This window comes from Paenochrobactrum glaciei, assembly GCF_039522165.1.
In the GTDB taxonomy this organism is placed as follows: Bacteria; Pseudomonadota; Alphaproteobacteria; order Rhizobiales; family Rhizobiaceae; genus Paenochrobactrum; species Paenochrobactrum glaciei.
In genome coordinates this window covers 73,680-93,685 of sequence record NZ_BAAADE010000006.1, presented here as the reverse complement: position 1 = coordinate 93,685, position 20,006 = coordinate 73,680, and the positions used below count along the sequence as shown (strand labels likewise).

Sequence of the window (20,006 nt, the reverse complement as noted above, 5' to 3'; positions counted from 1 at the left end):
AGGTCATGACTGCTTCTCCCGAGCTAAAATACAGCGCACTTCACGGCCGGGTGACATGCTTCGAATGTCTATAATTTGCTGACAATCTGCTACGCGCTGCGTACAGCGTGAATAAAACCTGCATTGCGGCGGCAGATTGATCAGATCAGGGACTTGCCCCTGAATGGGCTGGATCGACTGGCCGCGCATGGAAAGCTTGGGTAATGAGGCAAGCAAACCCTGCGTATAAGGATGTTGTGGGTTGCGGATAAGTTCTCTTGTGGGACCTGTTTCGATGATTTGCCCTGCATACATCACCACCACGCGGTCACAATGTTCGGAAACAACACCCAGATCATGTGTAATGAGAACAACACTCATGCCGAGTTGCGCGCGAATATCGGCAATGAGTTCCAGAACCTGAGCCTGAATGGTGACATCAAGTGCTGTGGTTGGTTCATCGGCAATCAGCAGTTTCGGACGGCAGGACAGCGCAATTGCGATCATAAGCCTTTGCCGCATACCGCCGGAAAACTCATGCGGATATTGTTTTAGGCGTTTTTCAGGCGATGCAATACCCACCAATTGCAGTATTTCAATGCTGCGTTCACGCACAGCTTGCCTGCGGCGGAAGTAACCGCCGGGCAGGGTGTCATCATGAGCGATGATGGTTTCTGCAATTTGCTCTCCAACAGTTAGTGACGGATTAAGGGCTGTGAGTGCATCTTGCATAGTCATTGCAATATCGCGGCCACGCAAATTGCGTAATTCGTTTAAAGAAAGCTGCCTCAGATCTCGGCCTTCAAAATGAATACTGCCGTTTTCGATAGTGCCGGGCGACCGGATCAATCCCATGACGGAACTAAAAGTTACACTTTTACCGGAGCCAGACTCGCCAACAACCCCTAAACATTCACCCGGTTTAACGTCAAAAGAAACACCATCAACGGCACAGACTGCACCAGCGCGAGTGTGGAAAACAGTGCGTAAGTCACGCACTTTTAATAAAGCTTCATCTCGCATCATTCGTGGAACCTCGGATCAAAGGCATCTCGCAAACCCTGACTTGCGACATTGATTGCTAAAACGAGCACAAGAATTGTGAGCCCCGGAAAGGTGCTGACCCACCATGATTCAAGAATGAAGGCACGGCCATCTGCAACCATAGCGCCCCATGAGGCAGTTGGCGGTTGCACGCCAAGGCCGAGAAAGCTCAGGCTTGCTTCCAGAATAATGACATGCGCCACTCTGATGGTCGAAACCACAATGACTGGTGACAGGATATTGGGCAGAATTTCGCGAAACATGATGTGCGCTGGTGACGCACCTAAAGCACGCGCTGCTTCGACATATTCTTGCTCTCGTGCGGCAAGTGTTTCACCGCGCACGATGCGGCACGGAATAACCCATTCCTTGTAAGCAAGTGCCATGATGATGTTAATGAGGCCGGGGCCCATCATCGCCATCAAGCCGATTGCAAAAATAAGATAAGGAAAGCCCAGCAAAATATCGACAAGACGGGAAATAACCACGTCTGTCCATCCGCGTAAATAACCTGCTGCAAGGCCTGCGATCAAGCCGATGGCAGTCGCGACCAGAATAACGGCGGTACCGATAAAAATGGAAATCCGTGATCCGTAAATCAGCCGTGACAGGATATCACGTCCCAGTGCGTCACAGCCAAGCAGATATTCCCAGTCGCCATCCGGATACCAAGCGGGTGGTTGCAGGCGGCGGAACAAGTCTGTTTCGTTCGGATCATGTGGTGCAATCCATGGTGCAAAGATTGCGGCCAGCACAAAAAGAAGCACAAGAATAATGCATGAGAATGCTAGCCTGTTTTGCATAAAAATTTTGATATTCTGAGCAAAGCGGCTTTCTTTGCGTGAAGTGACGGCGCTTGTATCTGTGATAATGTCTGTCATAGCTTCACCTTCGGGTTAAAGAAGGTGTAGAGAAGGTCTGCGAGAAAATTGAGCAGCACATAGGTTGTCGCATAAAAAAGCACAGCCGCCTGTACAAGCGGGTAATTGCGTACAAAAATGCTTTCCACGACTAGTCTTCCCAGACCTGGCCAGCCGAAGACTGTTTCGACAATCATATTACCGCCGAGTAATGAGCCAGTTTCGATGGCTGCAACAGAAATTGTCGGGATCAGAGCATTTTTGAGTGCGTGGCGGTAAAGAATGCGGTGGCGCTTCAAACCTTTTGCATCAGCAAAGGTAATGTAGTCGGAGCGCATGACTTCAAGCATGGATGTTCGGGTCACCCGCATGAGAATGGCACTCATGGGTAATCCTAAAGTGAGTGCAGGCAGGATGATGTGCTTGAGCGCATCCCAGAATGCATCAGGGCGACCACGTAGTAATGTATCGATCAAAAGAAAATGCGTGATGGGTGCTACTTCACTACTATAGCCTAAGCGGCCCGAAACTGGCAGCCAGTTCAGTTGCACGGCAAATAGCATCAATAGCAAAATACCGAACCAGAACCCCGGCATGGAGACACCAAGTAAAGAGCCGACAGTGGCAATACGATCAAAGAATGTATTCTTTTTAACCGCTGCAAGTACACCCAAAGGGATGGATGTAATAATTGCGATAATCAACGCAATGAGTGTCAGTTCAATGGTTGCGGGAAGTCGCTCGGCAATCACATCAAAAACCGGACGGCGATGATAAAAGCTGGTGCCAAAATCACCGGTCACAACATTGCCGACGAAGGTTACAAAGCGATGGTATATCGGCTGGTCGAGGCCGAGGTCGCTTCTCAGTAAAGCTTCTTGTTCAGGCGTGACATTCTGATCGCCAATCATAATGGTTACCGGATCACCTGGCGTGAGTGCCATCATCAGAAAGACGATAACACTAACACCTAGTAAAACGGGGATGAGCTGTAAAAACCGCTCAAACACTTTGCTTAATTGCATTAAGCGACTCCCATTTTTATTATTGTTTTTATTTTTAGTTATAGCCTCAATTTATGCATGCATCGTGCAAATGGATACGGCTGTCGGCACTTGGTTTCCAGCCTCTGAGACGTTTGGATACACCGTAAATATCTTGTGGCACCCAAAGGTAGATATAGGGCAGTTCTTTGTTGACGATTGCTTCAGCTTCTCTGTAAAGGCTGGCACGTTTTTCAGTGTCTGTTTCGATGCCGGCGTCGTCGAGTAATTTATCGACCTGCGGATTGGCATAACCGGCGGAATTGCCGCGATCATTGGTGCGGTGTGTGGGGACGAAAATGTCATAAGGATCAAGCGAGCCGTTGCCCCATGATGCCAACCACAGATCGCCGCTTTTAGGCTTTCCTTGTGTGCGCCATTTGCTGACTAATTGGCTGGCTTCACCGGTGACCACAGAAATACGCACACCTGCCTTGCTCATGACTGCGCCTATCGCTTCTGCTGTATCTTTATATGCGCCTTCAGTTTCAAGAGTTAGTTCAATACCGTCTGGATAGCCTGCCTCGGCCAACAGCGCTTTTGCTTTTTCAGGGTTATAATCATAGGTGATGAGATCGGGATTATAAGCGAAAGCATCCGGGCTCAAGATACCGTTAATCAGAGCGGCAGTCCCATTAAACAACTTGTCAACGATCAGCTTTTTATTGACCGCATGAGCCAGTGCCTGACGCACTTTGACATCTTTTAACACGGAACCTTCATTATTCATTGCGATGAAGAAACTTCGTGTACCATTGACCGTCATGACATCGGTATTAGGGTTATTTTTAATTTGTGAGACAGAGAATGCTGGCAGTTCGGTAATAATATCCACGTCACCAGCCAAGAGCGCTGCAACGCGGGAAGCATTTTCAGGGATGACTTTGAATATTGCGCGCTCGACGCAAGCCTTGCCGACTGGTGGGACTTCTGGAGAGCCGCCGTAATAATCTTCAAACCGCTCCATAATGACAGAGTCACCTTTGCGCCATTCGACGAGCTTGAATGGGCCGGTGCCATTCACTTGAGTGGCAAGAGCTTCATCGCCGTGTGCCTTGACGAAGGCTTCCGACACAATTTGTTGGTTAGGCAGCATAGCCGGCAAAATCGGCCACGGTTCACTTAAATGGATACGAATAACATTATTCTCGAGTTCTTCGACTTTTTCGACAGGGCCAAGCAAGCTTTTGCGCGGGCTGGTTTGGCCGTTCATTGCGCCGTCAACTGTTAGTCTGTCTAACGTGAACTTGATATCTCCGGCGGTCATTGTGGTGCCGTCATGAAATTTGACACCGCTTCGAATGACAAAGTCATAAACGGTTGGAGAAACCTGACTGTAAGACTCGATAAGTTCCGGTACGACCTTCATATCACCATCACGTGTTACCAAACCGTCATACATATTGCGGATGATCGTTTCGGTGTCGCGGTTTCGGTGGTTGGCCGGGTCTAAGGTTAGCGGATCATTAGCAAAGCCGATGCGGATCTCACTGGCTGCCGCGATGTTTAGCGAGCAGGTGACTGCAAATGCTGAAGCAAATGCGATTGTTTTTAAGCGCATCATTCCATCTCCCTTTTTTCGATCAGGGTGACATTATTTGTCTTTTTCCCCTTATGACTGATTGAGCAATAATCATGCCAAACTATTTCTTATAAAGATTAAATAATTAATATAGTTTTTTCAACGTGTTAGCTTTTGGAGGTTTTTGTTCTGCTCTGTCGCGGAGTTGCGTCGAGTGAAATACACGCGCTTTGCGTTTTTTTAACGCCAGATTGAAGCAGGGGGCGCATGGGTTTTTTCATGTGCGGTTAAAACTGTGCTGACATGGGTTGATTTTAGTTTAATTGAGGGGAATAAATAAAAACACAGCAAGAATCGTGCCATTTATAAATGCTGGATAGTTTTTTATCCTATTTTGTTGCTGTGATGTTGTCGGGAGGCTTTATGAAGGCAGGTGCAGGGCTTTATACCAGCCCGCAACAAACGCAAATTCTTGCACCGCAGATGATCCAATCGGTGCAGGTTTTGCAGTGCGGCTATGATGAGCTTCAGTCTTATATTCTCGATCAGGTGGAGCAAAATCCGGTTTTGGATTTGGCGACGCCAAAGCTTCTGTCATCACAAAATACCCATGCGCCTTTTATGCGAAAAGGTACTTTGTCCGGCTCTGGCGATCTTCGGACAATTGAAGAAACTCATTGCGCTTCGGTTAGCCTCTATGATTATTTGCATCAGCAGGTGATGGCGAGTTTTAAAGAACCGCGTGATCAGGCTATTGCTACGCAGATTGTTTATGCGCTTGAACCAGATGGTTATCTGCGCCAACCTGCTGATGAAATCATGAAGCAATGCCAAATAACATCGCAAGATTTTGAGCGTATCTTGAGCCGTATTCAATGTTTCGAGCCTGCCGGCGTTGGTGCGCGTGATTTGGCTGAATGTTTGAAAATTCAGTTGCTAGCGAAAGATCGGCTGAGCCAGCCGATGAAGGTGCTGTTGGATCACCTGCCATTGCTGGCTGGTAATCATTTGCCAAAATTAGCTAAGCTTTGTGGTGTTTCTCCTGATGAAATAATGGGCATGCTGCGCGAAATTCGGGCGCTGGTGCCAAAGCCCGGCGATTGTTTTGATGCGGAACCATCTATTCGTGTGGTGCCGGATGTTTTGATCTCAGTGGATGATGCGCATAATATTAAGGTTGAATTGAACGCGCAGGCATTGCCGCGTGTATTGGTCGATCGTGCTTATGCGAGCAAAATATCGGTTGCCAAACTTGGGGATGACGAAAAGCAATTTATAGTGGATTGTTTGCAGTCGGCACATTGGCTGGTGAAAAGTCTGGATCAGCGTGCGCAAACAATTTTGAAAGTTGCAACATATATTGCCAGTTATCAGCGTGCTTTTCTGATTGCGGAAAACGGGCATTTGCGACCACTGACCATGCGTGAAGTGGCAGAAGCATTAGGCATGCATGAATCCACGATTTCGCGTGCTGTTGCGCATAAATATATCATGACCAATCGTGGTTTATTTGAAATGAAATACTTCTTTTCCAAGGCTATTGCAGGCGCGACAGGAGAAGAAGATTTATCTGCAAAAACCATTCAGCAGAAAATCAAGCAGTTGATTGATGGTGAAACTGCGGACAGCATTTTGTCAGACGATAGTATCGTCGAAAAATTACGAGCTGAAGGTATAGAAATCGCACGGCGTACTATCGCTAAATATCGTGACCTGATGAAAATTGGCTCCTCGACGGAACGTCGCTGGCAAAGGCGACAGAAGGGCTAGCAGAGCGGTAAAACTCTGACCGGCACTCCATTCTTATGCAGCATCTGCGATTTCCAATGAAAGGCCGGATCACTATCGCTTGTCAGTTCAAAGCGTGCATGCTGCACAAAAGTGGCAAGCAATGTGACAAGTTCGATCAAGGCAAATTGCTTGCCGCCACATACCCGCGGCCCCATGCTAAAAGCCATGATATCGCCGGAAGTTTTATGGCTTTTCGGCGCATCAATTGTCATTTGCCACGGATTATCGCGAAATCTGCGATCATGTTGAATGCCGATCAGTGACAGAATGATTTTTTGGTCTTTGATGATTTCTTGGTCGCCTAAAACATCGTCTGACAATGCGGTTCTGGTGATGAGCGGTGTTGGCGGAAAAAGCCTTAAAGTTTCTGAGACAAATTGTGTAAGTGATTGAAACGCAGATAGATGCTTCCAGTTAATCTCGCCGGATCGCCAGAAGGTGTCTGCATCGTCTCGCAACTTTTGTTGCAAGTCAGGGTTTTTCGCAAGCAGATAGCAAAGCCATGAGGCCGTTGCTGCTGAGGTTTCTGAGCCCGCGGCAATGAAGGCCGTAAGCTCTTGTGTCAGGTTGATTTTGTCGGCCCCTTTTTCTGCTTCCAGCAGCTTTTGCATCAAGGGTGTATTACAAATAGGTGATTGACGAAAATTGCTGAAGCTTTCCAGCATTTGCCGGCGCAGGCGGGGCAAAGATTTGGTTTTCTGGTAAAAATCATCAACCGTGTTTTCGGTTGAAAACGAAAAAGCAGAGCCAAGTTCCATCAGATCAGCCAAAATATCCAGATCAAGGCCGATATCATCGAGGGTGCAGCCAAAGAAACTATCAAGCAGAATATTGCTGGTTAAAGTGCGAAAAACATTATCTCGTAATGTGGGTTGATCGTTTTTCGCTATAAGGGTGTCGAGTGCGGAGAGTGCATATTTGTGCGTCACGCTAACTAGTTGATCGCGGTCAATTTTGTTGAAAAAAGGTTGGCTGATTTGCTGACGTCTACGCCATTTCTCGCCATCTTCAGAAAAGCGGGAAGCACCAATTATTTGGCGTAGCCATGAAAGGTTTTTCACATAATTGGCAGCATTGAGACGTAAAATATGATCAGCATCTTCGGCGCGTTGAATAATAAGAATATCAACGCCATTGAGTGTCAGATATTTATTCTGGCCATTATGCTCTTTGGCCAGATCATACATGCGCTGACAAATGCCGGATGCTTCAGACATGCATTGTTTTTTCTAAAAACTGTACCAGATCACTGACGGAATTAATCTCAAGCAGTTTGACCGGATCTACCGGCTTTCCTGTTTTCTCTTCAATTTCACCAATTAGAAGTTCAAAGGTAAGGCTATCATTGATACCAAGATCATTGAGATTGGCTTCATCCGTGACGTTTTCGGGCTCGATAAAAAGACATGCCGAGAGGATATCTTTTGCCATTTCTAAACCGTTCATTGTATCGCCTTTAAAGTGTTATCTTCTTCCGGTTTAAAGGAGGCAAAAACCAGAATATCAACGCGTTCACCGTTGGGGCTCAGACATTCTTTCTTTAATTCAGCTTCTAGCGAAAAGCGTTTACTGTTTTTGAAATTAAAGACCATGGCAAAGTTTCTGGCCAGAATGCGTGCAATAAATTTATCGATATCGCGATATTGATAAAAATGGTCGAGTATAACGCCGATTGTTGCCTTAAGCGCATTTTTTCCTAAGTAATTTTTATGACCGATGCCGACTGTAATACTGGCAACTTTATGTTTCTTGACCACATCGATGGTATAAAATCCAAACAATGTTTCACCATCAAAAATACCGAGAAAATAATTGTCGGAATTGTTGAAGCGCTGAATGAGTTTTTGCAGTTTTTCAATGGTTAAATTGGGCGTCGCAATGTTGAGGCCTGACAACATTTCAACTGTATTAAACCATTCAACAAATGGCTGGTTCACATCTGCGGACGTGAATGTGCGGATCGTATAATGTTCTGCCTGCAAGAGAACAGGGCGATATTGCTGATTTTGCCCCTTGGATGGCTTATCTTGCTTGTCCAGCATTATGAATACAGGGCTTTCTGGTATTTTGATCTGCACGGTGTTTAAGCCCTCGTATTTTTTTGAGAGTGGTCTTTCAGTCGGCGTGCCCAATATTGCTGAGAAAGCAGCATAAATCCAATGATTTGTAGGTAATTTTTTTGTTGTAAGCTTTGCAACTGATCAACATTCAAATCAGCAAAAACATCTTCATTGATGATGTAAAGTTTGTCATGGGGTGAAGTAATGCTGACAGAGCTTTCACTAAGCAGATTATAATCAATGAGTGACTGGCAAAAAGCTTCCGCTTTGCTAATTTCCTCATGATGCATTTTGGCAAGTTGACCGATTTTAATTAGAGCAGGTGCTGCCTGGCCTTGGTTGTCAAAGAGCGGGTAGCTGTTTGGGGTGGAGCTGTCTTTTGTTAAGCGAGGACTGCTTGCATTAAAAAGCAAAATGCCGCGCTGTTCATTTTCAAGAACCTCTAGCGTGAACGGATAGAGTTGAGATTGTAGCGGAGTGAATGATGGTTTTGGCTGTACTGAGATGGAAGTCAGGGTGATTAAAGCCGGATGTGGCATGACTGCAACGAATACGGGATGGTTAGTTGTGGCCGCAGATAGTTCATTAAGCCCAATAAAAGAATAATATTTATTTCTAATATAATTGTGATCGAGAATATCGTTAATGCAATAGTTTTTGTGCTCTTTAGAGCATAAAGCTTTGATTTTACTATTTTTATAATCGGTCATTTTGTAATGCCATGCGTAAAATATGGTTAATCGTTATATATCTATGGTTATATTGATAATATCAAGTTTTTGTATAAGGTATATATAAAATTATTCGCCATGATTTGAAAGTTTGTATGATGTATTATAAAAAATACCATTTACTCGCTTCTGTCGCTGTCATCGCCTTAGGCGTTGGTTTCAGTCATGGTGCAGTGCAAGCAGCTTCCGGTAATTATTGGAGAGAGGCTGATGCCGTTGATGATAATTTTTTCAATCCGTACAACTGGACGCTTGGTATAGTTCCAGACGGGTATGATACGTATTTTTATAATGGAACCGCTCATGGCAATATCGATGATCTAAATGATTTGCCTTCTTGGAGGTTAGGTCTTCCAGAAATCATTGGCTCAGGTTCTGAAAATGTTGCAGATGTAACAATCTCTATTAGCAATTCTGATCTTGATGATCAGGACGAACTACGATTTTATCTGGGAGAGGAATTCAAGCTTGGTACACATCAAGGCACAGGCGTTCTGACAGTTGATGCTAAAGGCCCTTTGAGATTAGAGCTAAAGGCCGATTCTTTTGTGATTGGTGATGGAGAAGGCGCAACAGGAACGCTTAATCTCTTTGGTGAAGGTAAGAACTTAGAAAATATCCCTGAAGGGCCACATCTATCTATTGATGAGGGTGACTTTTTAGGAACGGTGTTTTCTGCGTATGGTGACTCCCTGACCATTGGTAATGATGGTGGGACTGGCACGCTTAATATTAAAAATGCCGGTTTTTATTTGGACGAAGCTGCCGATAGCCCCATTGTGATTGGCACAGGTAAAGGCAGTAAAGGCGAGTTAAACCTTCTTTCTAATGGTAAGCTTGCTATTGGTGTAGGCGACGCTCAACCTTTTATCGTCGGTGATAATGAAGGGACAGGGCGCTTCAATATAATTGGTGATGGTAATCAACTTGATCGTTCAGGTGCCCCTGCTTTTGTTTCTGGCAGCGGATTTACAGTTGGTAATAATAAAGGTGAAGGTGAACTTAATCTTCTGTCAAAAGGAAAAATTCATAATTTTATTGATGAACATCTTTGGGGTGACGTTCAAGACGGAGATTATGATCGTTCAATAGTAGAGGCGCGCCTTGGTGTCAATGATGGAAAAGGCACTGCAACCGTTAGCGGGGAAGGCGCGGTTTGGTACGTTTCAGGAAATCTCGGCGTTTTTGATGAAGGCGAGCTTGATAATGAGGACTACGATGCGGGTAATCTTCATGTTGGTTATAGTGGCGATGGCGAACTGATTATTGCTGATCAAGGGCAAGTCCGGATTGGTACAGGTTTTATTGTTGAGGAAGATGAAAACGATGACGATTCTCATCAGCTCGTGGATCATGTTTCTGATGGGAAATTAATTTTAGGCACAGAGACATCTGGTACAGGTGTTTTAAGCATTGGCGGTGGTGTGGGGCAGAGTGCTAAAGCTGCCGGCCGTCTGATGGCTCAAACACTTGAATTTGGTGAAGGCGAAGGTACTGTCCGCTTTAATCACACCGAAAATGATTACGTTTTTGACCAGTTTGACAGTACTTTCCTTAAATTTGAGGATGACAGTACAGGCGACGACAAGCTCGACCTGAGGGGTGGCGGAAAGCTGGATGCCGCTGCAGGGCGTACAATCCTTAATGAAGATCATTTGAATTTCACCGGTCTTGTCAAGACGACCACCGGTATAATGCAGGTCAATGGTGATTTATCGGCTGCAACCGGTAAAATTGACAAGGGCGGCGCATTGGAAGGAATTGGAAGCATCGGCAATGTGGTCAATGCCGGTATTCTAGCGCCTGGAAAAGCCTTGAATGATTTGCACGGCGGAGATTATGCATCAATCGGTACGTTTACCATTAAGGGTGATTATACAGGCAAAAACGGTTTCATCTATATTGATACCGTTTTGGGTGGCGATAATTCCGAAACTGATCTGCTGGTGATTGAAGGTGATACATCCGGCAATTCACTGGTGCAGGTCACGAATATTAATGGCAATGGTGCGCAAACCAATAATGGCATCAAAATCATTCAAGTGGATGGCGAATCCAATGGTGATTTCAAGCTAAACAGTGACTATAAGCATAATCAAGAAGCGGCTGTTGTTGCCGGTGCTTTTGCGTATAAGCTTTTCAAAGGCGGTAAAACCGATCAGAATGAAAAAAATTGGTATTTGCGCTCGGAGTTAAACGAGACCAAACGGCAATATCAGGCAGGTGCTCCTGTTTATGAAGTCTATCCGCAGTTCCTGCTTGGTTTGAGTAATCTGCCAACCATGCAGCAACGTGTAGGTAATCTTTACTGGAACAATGCTGGTAATATGGTGATTGCGCAGGGGGCGGATGCGGTTGAAGCTTATGCACCCGCCCAAGAAGCTGGAAGCCTGACGCAGACCAATGGCGTTTGGGGGCGCATTGAAGGCGCTCACACCAAGATGGAGCCGAATACTTCAACAACTGATGCCAATTATGACTTTAATGCCTATAAAATGCAGGCTGGCCTTGATGGTATGGTTTATGAAAATGAACAGGGCAAGCTGATTGCTGGTGGTACTGTCCATTATACCCATGGTCTTGCCAGTATCTGGTCGCCTTATGATGTCGATCTTGGGCGTGGCCGTATTAAAACCGATGGCTATGGCTTTGGCGCTACGCTGACATGGGCTAGCGATGATGGCTTCTATGTCGATAATCAGGCACAACTGACATGGTATCGCAGTGAGTTAAGCTATGCAGGTGGCAAGTCAGAGCTGAAAGACGGCAAGAATAATGGCTTTGGCTATGCGCTGTCGTCAGAAGTGGGTAAGCGCTTTACCCTTGATCAGCATTGGTCACTAACCCCGCAGGCACAGCTGCAATATTCAAATGTAGATTTCAGCGATTTTACCGATGTTTTTGGTGCTGATGTTTCGCGTAAAAAAGGCGATAGTTTGCGTGCTCGTTTGGGCTTGAGTGTTGATTATCAAAACTCGTGGCAGAATGCGCAAGGTATGACCGATCGTAGCTCTGTCTATGGGATTGTTAATCTCTATAATGAATTCCTGAGTGGCACGAAGGTACGTGTTTCGACAGAAGACTTCATCAATAAGAGCGAACGCTTCTGGGGTGGTATCGGCTTTGGTGGATCATACAACTGGGATAATGACAAATATTCGATCTATGGCGAAGGATCGGTCAATACCAGCTTCAAGAACTTCGGCGACAGTTATAACTACCAGGGTACACTCGGTGTGCGAGTGAAGTGGTGATGTAAATGTTTTTAGGTAATAGGTCTGCACCCATATTTTGATTGTTTATTTGTTTTCATGTTGGCGTTAGTCTGACTGCATGGACAAACAAACAATCTATAAAAAACAAACTGCATCAAAATCATCAAGAACCAAGCCTGCCGAAGTCAGGCTTGATGAATTGATGAATGCTGCCGAGGCATTATTTTTAGAAAGAGGCGTTGAGGCGACGACGATTACCGACATCACCGATAAAGCCGGTGTCGGTAAAGGGACTTTTTATCATTATTTCGCCTCTAAAAATGACATGCTAACCGCATTGGCCAAGCGTTATACTGAGCAGTTTGTCGAAGCCGTGCAGCAAGCGATTGATGCTTGTGATGCCGGTGATTGGGCAGGAAAATTACGTGCATGGATCCATGCCAATGTGGAAACTTACGTTAAAACCTATCGCACGCATGACATTGTTTATAATCACCACCACCATCATGACCGCTCCAATCAGGCGAAAAAAGACATTTTAAATCAACTGTCCGAGATCATTGATGGTGGCGTTGCGGCAGGCATATGGGCACCCGCAGAACCGCGCGTGGTAACATTACTAATCTATGCAGGCGTTCATGGTGCAACCGATGATATTATCGCGGCACAGCTTGAGAGTCATGCGTTGTTTGCACAAAACCTTGCCGATGCCTGTTTGAAAATGCTGCCTGCAAGAGCAGAAAATTAGGGTCAGTTTTGCGCATCACGCGGATGTGTGCAATAAATTATGATTTTTATTGTCATGTTTTAAATTTATGCTAAATTCCTTAGCTGGTTTATCCGTTTCGGTTCAATATTAACTTCCTCAAAGTGTTCATGAGATGATGTGGTATCGCGTGGAATACCGAAGGATTAAGTTTTTGATCCATTATCGACCGACGGTCGGTCGATAATGGAAGAGCATATAGAAGGTCATTTTTATTATGTCACGACAAAGACGAAGCGTTGCTGTTGCAGCCGTCTATCTGGGGACATTCATGGCAACGCTCGCCATCAGTATTGTGAGTGTCGCATTGCCTGCTATTCAGGCAGGATTGCAAACCAGTATGGCTGGTTTGCAATGGGTTGTAGGTGCTTACACTTTGTGTCTTTCCGCTTTTATGTTGTCGGCGGGTCCGCTGGCTGATCGTTATGGTCGCAAGCGCGTCTGGCTTGGCGGTGTGGTGCTTTTCACTCTTGGTTCGGCGGTTTGTGCCTTTGCTGGTTCGCTCACCGTGTTGATTATCGGCTGTTCGCTGCAAGGAGTTGCAGGCGCATTGGTTATTCCGGGTGCGCTTTCTATTTTAACGCAAGCCTTTCCCGATCCGGCAGAGCGTGCTCATATCATCGGGGGCTGGTCGTCATTCAGTGCGGTTTCACTGATTTTAGGGCCGATGCTCGGCGGTTTTTTGGTTGATCAAGCCGGTTGGCCGAGTATTTTTCTGCTGAACTTGCCGATCGGTGCCATTGCTTTTGGTTTGGGCTTTCTCAGTATTGAGGAAAGCTCCAATCCCGATCATGCAGCACTTGATCCGGCAGGACAAATATTAAGCATTGTTTTTCTTGGCAGTTTAACCTGGAGCTTGATTAAAGCAGGGCAGGCTGGATGGGGCGCTTTTGAAACCGTTGTACCGCTTATTGTTGCGCTGATTGCTTTGGTTGCGTTTATTCTGGTGGAAATGCGTGTAGCGCGCCCTGTTTTGCCAGTGGATTTATTACGCCAGCGGGCTTTTGCATCGGCTAATTTTGCTTCTTTTGTGTTGGGTTTTTCCGGTTATACCAGCCTGTTTTTATTCTCGCTCTTTTTACAGCGCGGGCAGGGTTGGAGCGCGACAGAAGCGGGCTGGCGCATGGCACCGGTTTTTGCCGCGATGTTGGTGGTCGCTTCTTGCTTTGGTACTTTGGCCAAACGCTTTGGTGTTAATCGTTTGATGGTAGGTGGCTATCTGCTGATCGGCGGTTCGATGACCGGAATGCTCACCTTTTCATCAACGACATCTTATGGTGCAATTGCTTTGCTTTTTGCACTGCTTGGGGTTGGTTTGGGGTTGGCTGTTCCTTCAACCGGTGCTGCGGCGATGGGCAGTGCGCCGCGTGAGCGTACTGGCACAGCATCGGCCACGATGAATGCTTTGCGACAGGGCGGCATGACCATCGGTATTGCGCTGCTTGGCACGCTTATGAGTGCGCGTGCAGTGACGGTATTGGAGACCACACTTGGCCAGTCCGGCACGGGCAACATGCGCGAAAGCGCTGCCCTTGCCATTCGTATGAATGAGAAACCTGCAAATCTCGCGGTCAGCCCTGAAAATTTTCAAACAATGCTGATAGATGCCTTTGCGCAAGGTTTTACACTTGCTGCAACGGTTGCCGGTATTCTAGGCTTTATGGCAGCACTGGTGCTGGCTTATTCTGCCTATCAGGGACGTGAAAAACTTTGATCTTATGCTGGCTGGCTTCTGTTTTTAAGAAGTCAGGCAGCAACTGCTGTTTTTTGAGTTTAAGCCTATTGTAAGCTTTGGATGAAGGTCTGACTGTTGAGGTTATGGCTTTCCATCTAAAGCTCAAATATTTTTCGATAAATTATCTTATTGTGATGCTTCTGCTTCTATATTTTTGCATAAGCATGTTCTAATCGATTAATATCGTGACTATATATTGAGCTCCTCCTCAGAAATGGAATGCGTTATGGCAGAGAAACAGAAGGTTGTCGTCGTCGGCGCGGGTTTTGCAGGTTTGCAGGCTGTTCATGGCCTCAAAGGTGCAAATGTGGAAATCACTTTGATTGATCGCCGCAATCATCATCTGTTCCAGCCTCTGCTTTATCAAGTTGCCACCACTGTGCTGGCGACATCAGAAATCGCCTGGCCAATCCGCCATTTGTTTCGTGATCGCAAGGAAGTCACTACGCTGCTTGACGAGGTTGTCGGTATTGATCGTGATACTAAACAGGTGATGCTACGCAATAGTGCCAGCGTTCCTTACGACAAGCTGATTTTGGCAACCGGTGCCCGTCATGCGTATTTTGGTAAGGATGAATGGGAAGCGGTCGCTCCGGGTTTGAAAACGCTGGAAGATGCAACCACCATTCGCCGCCGTGTGCTGCTGGCTTTCGAGCAGGCAGAGCTGGAAACAGATCCTGTCAAACAGGCCGCACTTTTAACCTTCACAGTTATTGGTGCAGGGCCGACGGGCGTGGAAATGGCAGGTATTATTGCCGAACTGGCGCACAGTACCTTGCCGCGAGAATTTCGCAGGATTGATACGAAAAAAGCTGTTGTCCTATTGGTGGAAGCAGGGCCGCGCGTATTGCCTGCTTTCAGTGAAAAGCTCTCGGACTATGCACGCTCTGCTTTGCTGAAACTGGGGGTGACCGTGCGCACTGGTGTGCCGGTCACAGCATGTGACGAAGACGGCATTAAAATTGGTGAGGAAGCTATTGCCTGCCGCACGGTGATCTGGGCAGCTGGCGTGCAGGCATCACCTGCATCCAAATGGCTTGGCGTGCAAGGGGATCGTGCCGGACGGGTGATTGTTACCAAGGATTTGCGCGTTGAAGGTGATCCTTCAATCTTTGTTATTGGCGATACGGCTTCAGTGAAGTGGGGTGAGGATAATCTGGTGCCGGGTGTTGCACCTGCTGCCAAACAGCAGGGTAGTTTTGTGGCACGAGCCATTCGTGCTGATCTTGATGGAAAGCCATTTAACGAGACATTTAAATATCGCCATCAGGGCAATCTGGCGACAGTCGGCAAGAAGGTTGCGGTGATTGAATTTGGCAATTTCCGCTTAAAAGGTTTGCTGGCTTGGTGGATATGGGGGCTTGCCCATATTTACTTCCTGATCGGCACCCGCTCCCGTCTGGCTGTTGCATGGAGCTGGCTGTGGATTTATCTCAGTGGTTTGCAAAGTGCGCGTCTGATTACGCAAAAAGAAACACTGCGCACGCCTGAGCAATAAAGAAAAAAGCCTTGACACGATTTTCTGTCTCAAGGCTTTTCTTCATCATTGATGTGTGGAATTAGTCGATGTGAACTGCACGTCCGGCACGATAGCCAAGCACGGCCATCACAATGCATAAAATGGTGCAGATGATGAGTGGCATTGTCCAGCCATGCGAATATTCAAAGATGAAACCTGCAGCTGGTGGTGCACCGGCTGCAACGGTGTAACCGATACATTGTGCCATACCGGAAAGAGCTGCGGCTTGTGCCGGATTGCTTGAACGCAGGCTGATGAAAGCCAGTGCCAGAATGAATGTGGCACCACAGCCAAAGCCGAAAAGAGCTGCCCAGATCGATGCCCATTGTGGCAAAACGAGAATACCGGCCAGCGAGATGGCGGTCATCAGCGGCAGAGCAATGGCAATGGCTTTTTGATCTCTGAAACGTGCCAGCACGAGGCCAAAAACCAAACCCGGAATGGCGGTTGCAAGCTGGGAGATGCCGTGGAAAGAACCGGCAACGGCTGGTGAAAAACCGGCTTCGAGCAAAATGGCTGGTAGCCATGTGACGATGACGTAATAAACCAGCGAATTAAGGCCGAAGAAGAAAGTGACCTGCCATGCAAGGGCGGATTTCCAGATAGGTGTGCCGGAATTTTCAGTTGCAGCGGCCTTTTGGGTTTCTTCATTTTTGCCGGAAAGCTGTGTCAGCCAGATGGCAAGCGTTGCAATTGGAAAAATGATAAATGCACCCAAAGCCCAGTTCCAACCGCCGTTAAAATAATTGGCAATTGGAATGGCCGCGGCAGAGGCAAGGGCTGCTGCCACACCGGCTGTGACTGAATAAGCGCCGGTAATGGACGCAATTTTGGTTGGAAAATCACGCTTCAGCAAGCTTGGCAAAAGCACATTGGCGATGGCAATGCCGGTGCCGATAATGGCTGTGCCTAAAAACAAGCACCAAACGGTTTCCACCATACGAAGCGCAATACCACCGGTGATGAGGATCAGTGCGATAAGAAGGCTGAGCTCCAAACCAAGTTTGCGGGACAAAACCACTGCAAATGGCGAGACGATGGCAAAGGCTAAGAGCGGCAATGTTGTCAGTGCGCCCGCAGTGGTGGTGCTAAAGGAAAAATCATCGCGGATCATTTCCAAAACCGGTGCAATACCGGTGATAGGCGCACGCAAAGTGGTTGCGATCAGCAAAATGCCGATCAGCAAAATGAGGGGCTGCGCCACAGAATTTTTATTTGTATCCATTTTCTTATTTCCGTTTTTGTTTGGCCCTTGCTAGCAAATTGCTTATTTAAAGAATTTAGATATAATGCCTATTAATCTCTAAATTATGCCAATTACGGTTAGGCACATGCAAATAAAACGACAGGCAGTGGAATTTGATCCGGATATGACGGATCGTCCGGCATTGGCGCTGCAATTGGATTTCAAAGATTACTCCACTGAAATACCGGTGCATCGCCATCGTAAAGGCCAGCTTGTTCTGGCTTTGCATGGTGCTGTGACTTGCCAAATAACAGATGAACTGTCGCAAAAGAGTGGTGGGCAATCTGGTAAGGGCATGTGGATGGTGCCGCCAAATTGTGGAGTGTGGATTCCAAGTGGTGTCGCGCATTGCAATCACGCGACCGACAATGCGCGTTTGACGTTTTTATTCGTTGATCCGCTTGCGGCTGCCATGCCGCAGCAATGCTGCACGCTTTCTATATCCCCGATGGTGCGGGAGATGATCCGGCATTTATCCACGCTGTCGCCCGATTATACCGATGATAGTCATACGGCAAGATTGGTGCGGGTGCTGCTGGATGAGCTGGTGCTGATGCCGAAGGAAGATTTTCATCTGCCAGTGCCCGATCATCCTAAAATCCGGTTGATAGCGGATTTTTTACGCGAAGATCCGGCAGACCGCGCCACTTTGGCACAATGGGCGAAAAGGGTTGCGATGAGCGAGCGCTCGCTTGCGCGTTTGATGGTGCAGGAAACCGGGTTGACCTTTGGCCGTTGGCGCCAGCAATTGCATCTTATTATTGCGCTGCGGGAGATTTCGGGTGGTACATCGGTGCAGGCAATTGCTGAAATGCTGGGCTATGAATCGCCAACTGCTTTTATCACTATGTTTAAAAAAGCATTGGGGCAGACGCCAACCCGCTATTTGGCGGCGCTGACAAGTGATGAACACCCGTGAATGCAGACAAAACATACACGGGTGTTGGTTTTTAAGCTTGTGACTGTAATCCGAAAACCGCATCGGCAACGGCTTTGCCTTCAACCGTTAACGGGCAGGCATGTTCATCACCCACATCTTCGGTCAAAAGAATAGCACAGTCGGTAATTCCCAAATCATCCAACTGATCAGGTGTGCCGTGGCCATATTCCATATGTCCGCGCCCGATAATGCCGATGACAAGCGCTTGCGGGTTCTCAGTGCAATAATTGGCAATATTGCAGGCAAAAGCGCGATCCCATGTCTGCTGCGCGCGAACAAAGCGATCAAATTCAGGAGAATCTGCTGACTTTCCTTGCACGAATGGCGGACCGCCATTGGTGAGGCGCAAAAGATGCTCACGATGCGCCAGACTTGCCGGACGCGCCGGTGTCAGGCCGTCACGGTCTTCTTCGGCAATGGCTTCCCAACCTTCTTTGCCAACACGGGTGACGAGATCACGGCGGCAATTCAGTGCCAGCATTTTGACTTTGAACTCACGGCAGAAATCAAAAATCGGCATATAGAGATCGGATGCAAAACCCCAGACCGTTCCCCATTCTGCCCGTTGCAAAAATGTTTCCTCGTCAAGCTGGCCTGCAACCCATTCATCAAGAACTGGCTGCAAGCGGCGCGGGAACATTTCAAAACCGACGGCGAGATTATCACGCAAAGCAAGAAGCGATGCACAGATATGCAATTGCCAGCGGTGAATGTCATAGCGATCGTGGCGCTCGCCCAATAAAATCACCTGCTTGTTAGCCATTTCCTGCATAAGCTGATGGTGGCTGATGGTATGGCCGTCAGAATTGCGCCATTGCGCAGTCAAATTGTCGGTCTTACTCATGCGAAGGCTTCTTTCTCACCGGAGATCACCAGACCTGTTGGCTGCCCGTCAGCATCAAGAGCATAAAAATAGAGCTGATTGCCTTTTTCTTCACCGCGCCAATCCATCACATGGCCGACCTTCAAATGCAGATGAAAATCCGGTTTCATCACATTGATAAAGCCGCGGGAATTGCGGATATCCGGCATTTCGCCTGTCCATTCCTGCGAAAATGACGGACGCTCCAAGGCAATGCGCACGGTCGCTTTATTGCGCTGCGCCGCTGCAAAAGGTTTTAGTGCCGGATCATCTTCCTGCACGTCCACTTGTTCGCTCATGCTGCGCGGTTCGTTATTGGGCTCCAAAGCCTCATAGGCAAAAGGGCTCAATGCGGCATCAAAAGGTTCAGCACCTTCAAAACCGATGACACTGCCGATAGTGTCGCCAGCTATCCCCAACAGGTCAATGCGCGGATAGACTTTTTCCTGCATGACAGAGCTGCGATCAACAATCATGGAATGGATGGCTTTTAGCTCGATTTTTGAATGATGTTCATCTGCTGAAAAGAAAATCCAGCCATTGTCGACATGAACATCTTGCACCGTACCGATGCGTTCATGGGTAGCGCCGCCATTTTTAGAATTAATCATCAGTTTGCCGATTGCCGGCAATGTTTTTAAAACCTCAGCCGGATCAGCTGTTAATTTAGCGCGGATTACTTGCTCAGTCATT

At 47.2% G+C, this 20,006-nt stretch carries 17 protein-coding genes; 6 read left to right on the top strand and 11 right to left on the bottom strand.

The window, feature by feature from the left end; all coding sequences use genetic code 11:
• Nucleotides 1-3 precede the first annotated feature (3 nt).
• From ABDZ76_RS13640 to ABDZ76_RS13625, 4 genes are read right to left on the bottom strand one after another with little or no spacing between them, the layout of a single operon-like run.
• On the bottom strand, nt 4-1,005 hold the full coding sequence (locus ABDZ76_RS13640; RefSeq protein ID WP_343806444.1) for an ABC transporter ATP-binding protein: 1,002 nt from the start codon (nt 1,003-1,005) through the stop codon (nt 4-6).
• Nucleotides 1,002-1,904: an ABC transporter permease gene (locus ABDZ76_RS13635; RefSeq protein ID WP_343806442.1), complete on the bottom strand. Its 903-nt coding sequence runs from the start codon at nt 1,902-1,904 to the stop codon at nt 1,002-1,004. The genes ABDZ76_RS13640 and ABDZ76_RS13635 overlap by 4 nt, the downstream gene beginning before the upstream one ends.
• Complete coding sequence (locus tag ABDZ76_RS13630; RefSeq protein ID WP_343806439.1) at nt 1,901-2,908, bottom strand: ABC transporter permease; 1,008 nt, start codon at nt 2,906-2,908, stop codon at nt 1,901-1,903. The genes ABDZ76_RS13635 and ABDZ76_RS13630 overlap by 4 nt, the downstream gene beginning before the upstream one ends.
• Nucleotides 2,909-2,954: 46 nt before the next feature.
• Nucleotides 2,955-4,490 carry an ABC transporter substrate-binding protein gene (locus tag ABDZ76_RS13625; protein ID WP_343806437.1) on the bottom strand — a complete coding sequence of 512 codons (1,536 nt, stop codon included), beginning with the start codon at nt 4,488-4,490 and terminating at the stop codon, nt 2,955-2,957.
• A gap of 381 nt (nt 4,491-4,871) precedes the next feature.
• Here ABDZ76_RS13625 and rpoN point away from each other — a divergent pair, with 381 nt between their 5' ends.
• Nucleotides 4,872-6,218 carry an RNA polymerase factor sigma-54 gene (gene rpoN, locus ABDZ76_RS13620; protein WP_343806435.1) on the top strand — a complete coding sequence of 449 codons (1,347 nt, stop codon included), beginning with the start codon at nt 4,872-4,874 and terminating at the stop codon, nt 6,216-6,218.
• On the opposite strand, the gene ABDZ76_RS13615 is transcribed toward rpoN, so the two are convergent.
• The 4 genes from ABDZ76_RS13615 to ABDZ76_RS13600 are packed head-to-tail and all read right to left on the bottom strand — an operon-like array spanning nt 6,215 to nt 9,009.
• The gene (locus ABDZ76_RS13615; protein WP_343806433.1) at nt 6,215-7,456 is read right to left on the bottom strand and encodes a cytochrome P450; all 1,242 of its coding nucleotides are present in this window, start codon (nt 7,454-7,456) and stop codon (nt 6,215-6,217) included. The genes rpoN and ABDZ76_RS13615 overlap by 4 nt on opposite strands.
• On the bottom strand, nt 7,449-7,685 hold the full coding sequence (locus ABDZ76_RS13610) for an acyl carrier protein (RefSeq protein ID WP_343806431.1): 237 nt from the start codon (nt 7,683-7,685) through the stop codon (nt 7,449-7,451). Before ABDZ76_RS13610 ends, ABDZ76_RS13615 begins: the two co-directional genes overlap by 8 nt.
• Nucleotides 7,682-8,281, bottom strand: coding sequence for a GNAT family N-acetyltransferase (locus tag ABDZ76_RS13605; RefSeq protein WP_343806429.1), 600 nt, complete (start codon nt 8,279-8,281; stop codon nt 7,682-7,684). The genes ABDZ76_RS13610 and ABDZ76_RS13605 overlap by 4 nt, the downstream gene beginning before the upstream one ends.
• A 41-nt stretch (nt 8,282-8,322) precedes the next feature.
• A complete protein-coding gene (locus ABDZ76_RS13600) occupies nt 8,323-9,009 on the bottom strand; it encodes a SapC family protein (RefSeq protein ID WP_343806427.1) in 687 nt (228 codons plus the stop codon).
• Nucleotides 9,010-9,125: 116 nt separating this feature from the next.
• On the opposite strand from ABDZ76_RS13600, the gene ABDZ76_RS13595 reads away from it, so the two are divergent.
• From ABDZ76_RS13595 to ABDZ76_RS13580, 4 genes are all read left to right on the top strand, one after another.
• Nucleotides 9,126-12,284: an autotransporter family protein gene (locus ABDZ76_RS13595; RefSeq protein WP_343806425.1), complete on the top strand. Its 3,159-nt coding sequence runs from the start codon at nt 9,126-9,128 to the stop codon at nt 12,282-12,284.
• A 79-nt stretch (nt 12,285-12,363) separates the two neighbouring features.
• Nucleotides 12,364-12,993, top strand: coding sequence for a TetR/AcrR family transcriptional regulator (locus ABDZ76_RS13590; protein ID WP_343806423.1), 630 nt, complete (start codon nt 12,364-12,366; stop codon nt 12,991-12,993).
• A gap of 235 nt (nt 12,994-13,228) precedes the next feature.
• The gene (locus ABDZ76_RS13585; protein ID WP_343806421.1) at nt 13,229-14,725 is read left to right on the top strand and encodes a DHA2 family efflux MFS transporter permease subunit; all 1,497 of its coding nucleotides are present in this window, start codon (nt 13,229-13,231) and stop codon (nt 14,723-14,725) included.
• A gap of 247 nt (nt 14,726-14,972) precedes the next feature.
• Nucleotides 14,973-16,244: an NAD(P)/FAD-dependent oxidoreductase gene (locus tag ABDZ76_RS13580; RefSeq protein ID WP_343806419.1), complete on the top strand. Its 1,272-nt coding sequence runs from the start codon at nt 14,973-14,975 to the stop codon at nt 16,242-16,244.
• A 61-nt stretch (nt 16,245-16,305) separates the two neighbouring features.
• Here the strand turns inward: ABDZ76_RS13580 and ABDZ76_RS13575 are convergent, their stop codons facing one another.
• Entirely contained in the window at nt 16,306-17,490 is a 1,185-nt protein-coding gene (locus tag ABDZ76_RS13575; RefSeq protein WP_343806417.1) for an MFS transporter, read from the bottom strand.
• Between the two features lie 106 nt (nt 17,491-17,596).
• Here ABDZ76_RS13575 and ABDZ76_RS13570 point away from each other — a divergent pair, with 106 nt between their 5' ends.
• Nucleotides 17,597-18,430, top strand: a complete 834-nt coding sequence (locus tag ABDZ76_RS13570) for an AraC family transcriptional regulator (protein WP_343806415.1) — start codon at nt 17,597-17,599, stop codon at nt 18,428-18,430.
• Nucleotides 18,431-18,461: 31 nt separating this feature from the next.
• Here the strand turns inward: ABDZ76_RS13570 and ABDZ76_RS13565 are convergent, their stop codons facing one another.
• Entirely contained in the window at nt 18,462-19,295 is an 834-nt protein-coding gene (locus ABDZ76_RS13565) for a ChaN family lipoprotein (protein ID WP_343806413.1), read from the bottom strand.
• Nucleotides 19,292-20,005 (bottom strand): hypothetical protein, encoded by a 714-nt coding sequence (locus ABDZ76_RS13560; RefSeq protein WP_343806411.1) that lies wholly within the window; start codon nt 20,003-20,005, stop codon nt 19,292-19,294. Before ABDZ76_RS13560 ends, ABDZ76_RS13565 begins: the two co-directional genes overlap by 4 nt.
• Nucleotide 20,006: the final 1 nt, after the last annotated feature.